Origin of the sequence: Mesorhizobium sp. M7A.F.Ca.US.014.04.1.1 (assembly GCF_003998745.1) — a bacterium.
Lineage (GTDB): Bacteria > Pseudomonadota > Alphaproteobacteria > Rhizobiales > Rhizobiaceae > Mesorhizobium > Mesorhizobium ciceri.
In genome coordinates this window covers 1-3,148 of record NZ_RZRW01000629.1, presented here as the reverse complement: position 1 = coordinate 3,148, position 3,148 = coordinate 1, and the positions used below count along the sequence as shown (strand labels likewise).

Annotated in this window: 1 pseudogene; it reads right to left on the bottom strand. The window is 64.3% G+C overall.

Going from position 1 to position 3,148, the window contains the following annotated elements:
• Positions 1 to 3,148 (bottom strand): annotated as a pseudogene (gene mfd, locus EOA22_RS28905) (transcription-repair coupling factor); the annotation flags it as partial.

The window sequence follows — 3,148 nt, the reverse complement described above, 5'->3', positions numbered from 1 at the left end:
CTACGCCGCCTTCTCCACCAGCCGTGCCAACTGCGTCATGACGACCGCCGAGCCCGCCAGCCTCTTCTCGGCTGTCGGCCAGTCGCGCACGAAGACGACACTGTGGTCCGGCCGGATCTTGGCCAACGATCCCTGTTCGCCAATGAACTTGACCAGCCCGACCGGGTTGGAGAATTCGCGCTTGCGGAAATGGATGACGACGCCCTTCGGCCCGGCGTCGAGTTTTTCGACATTGGCCTTGCGGCAGAGCGCCTTGATGAAGACGATCTTCAACAGATGCTTCACCTCCCCGGCAGCGGGCCGAAGCGGTCGATCAGCTCGGCGCCGAAAGCGTCGATTTCCTCGGTGTTTTCGAGATCGCCGAGACGGCGATAAAGCGCCAGCCGGAGCTGCAGGGCCGGAACATAGCTTTCCGGGATCATCACCGCCGTGCCGACGGCAATCTGCGGCGACCAGCCGCCATCCTGCACCTCGCCCGAATCCTTCACCTCGGCGACGGCTTCTTCCAGCATCTGCTGGTAGAGTTCGAAGCCGACCTCCTTGATGTGTCCGGACTGCTCCTCGCCGAGAAGATTGCCGGCGCCTCTGATATCGAGGTCGTGGCTGGCCAGTTGGAAGCCGGCGCCCAGAGTGTCGAGCGATTGCAGCACCTTGAGCCTCCGCTCGGCGGTGTCGGTCAGCTTGCGGTTGGCCGGCAGCGTGAACAGCGCGTAGGCCCGCACCTTCGAACGGCCGACGCGGCCGCGCAATTGGTAGAGCTGCGACAGGCCGAACATGTCGGCGCGGTGGATGATCAGCGTGTTGGCGGTCGGAATATCAAGGCCGGATTCGACGATGGTGGTCGACAACAGCACGTCGTACTGGCCGTCATAAAAGGCATTCATGATGTCGTCGAGTTCGCCCGGCGGCATCTGGCCATGAGCCACCGCCACCTTCAACTCCGGCACGGATTCCTTCAGGAAATCATGTATTTCCGAGAGATCGCTTATGCGCGGCACCACATAGAAGGAATGGCCACCGCGATAGCGTTCGCGCAGCAGCGTCTCGCGGATCACCAGCGGATCGAAGGGCGATATGAAGGTGCGCACCGCCATCCGATCGACCGGCGGCGTGGCGATCAGCGACAGCTCGCGCACCCCGGTCAACGCCAGTTGCAGCGTTCGCGGGATCGGCGTCGCCGACAGCGTCAGCACGTGCACGTCGGTCTTCAGGTCCTTCAGCCGTTCCTTGTGCTTGACGCCAAAATGCTGCTCTTCGTCGATGATCAGCAGACCAAGGTTCTTGAACGAGATCGCGGAACCGAGCAGCGCGTGCGTGCCGATGACGATGTCGACCTGGCCTTCGGCGATGCCTTTCTTGGTCTCGGCCAGTTCCTTGGCGCCGACCAGCCGCGACGCCTGGGCGACGCGGATCGGCAGGCCGGAAAACCGCTGCGAAAACGTCTTGAAATGCTGGCGTGACAGCAATGTCGTCGGCACCACCACCGCCACCTGAAAACCTTCCATCGCCGCGATGAAGGCGGCACGCAGCGCCACTTCGGTCTTGCCGAAACCGACATCGCCGCAGATCAGCCGGTCCATCGGCTTGCCGGCAGCAAGATCGTCGCGCACCGAATCGATGGCCGTCTGTTGGTCGTCGGTCTCTTCATAGGGAAAGCGGGCGGCGAACTCGCCATAGAGGCCTTCTGCCGGCACCAGTGGCGGCGCCGAGCGCATCTGCCGCTCGGCGGCGATGCGGATCAACTGACCGGCCATGTCGAGCAGGCGCTTCCTCAGCCGCGCTTTGCGCGACTGCCAGGCGCCGCCGCCAAGCTTGTCCAGCGTCGCCTCGGCCGTGTCAGAACCGTAGCGCGACAGGAGTTCGATGTTTTCCACCGGCAGGAACAGCCGGTCGTCGCCGGCATAGTGGATTTCCAGGCAGTCATGCGGCGCGCCGACCGCTTCGATGGTGCGCAGGCCAATGAAACGGCCAATGCCGTGGTCGGCATGGACGACAATGTCGCCGGCCGACAGCGCCGAGGCCTCGGCAATGAAATCCGAGGGACGTTTCTTGCGTTTCGAGCGCCGGATCAGCCGGTCGCCCAAAATGTCCTGTTCGGCGACGACGACCAGTTTTTCGGTCTCGAAGCCGGATTCGAGCGGCAGCACGGCCAGGGCCGCCTGCCCCGGCTCGAGCTTTTCGGCTTCCGCCAGCGTCACGACCTGCTTGAGGTTGCCGAGATGGTGTTCGGCGAGGATCTGGCCAAGCCGGTCGAGCGAGCCTTCGGTCCAGCCGGCGATGACGACGCGGCGGCGCGCCGCGCGCTCATCGGCGATGTGTTTGACGACGACATCGAACACGTTGGCGTTCGGATCGGCGCGCTCCTCGACGAAGCTGCGGCCGTGGCGCGAACCGGCGTGATAGACCTTCTTGGCGCCAATGTCGGGCGCGTCGAATGGCGTAAAGTCGATCGCTTCGCGCGGCCCGAGCGAGGTGATCAGGTTTTCCGGGGAGAGATAGAGCAGGTCCGGCGCGACTGGCTTATAGGGCACCGCATCCTTCAGCGCGCCATCGGCCTGCTTCCTGCGCGCCTCGTAGTGATCGAGGATCAGCGTGTGGCGCTCGGCCAGCGCCTCATGCGCCAGATGGTCGAAGATGACGGGCGTGTCAGGCAGATAGTCGAACACCGTCTCCAGCCGTTCGTAAAAGAACGGCAGCCAGTGCTCCATGCCAGCGAAGCGACGCCCTTCGCTGACCGCCGCATAGAGCCCGTCGTCGCGCTGCGGTGCGCCGAAGGCTTCGATATAGGAGCGGCGGAAGCGGCTGATGGTTTCCGGCGTCAGCGCCACTTCGCTCATCGCTTGCAGCGCCATCGACTTGCGTTGACCGGTGGTGCGCTGCGTGGCGGCGTCGAACACACGGATCGATTCCAGCGTGTCGCCGAAGAAATCGAGCCTGAGCGCCTCGGTCCAGCCGGGGGCGAACAGGTCGAGAATGCCGCCGCGCACCGCGAACTCGCCGATGCCGCGCACTGTCGGCACACGCTCGAAACCGGACGTTTCCAGCCGCGAGACCAGTGCGTTCATGTCGATCTGGTTGCCGGGCCTGGCATGAAAAGTCTGCGCCTCGACCAACTCGGACGGCGGAATGCGCTGCAGCAGCGCATTGG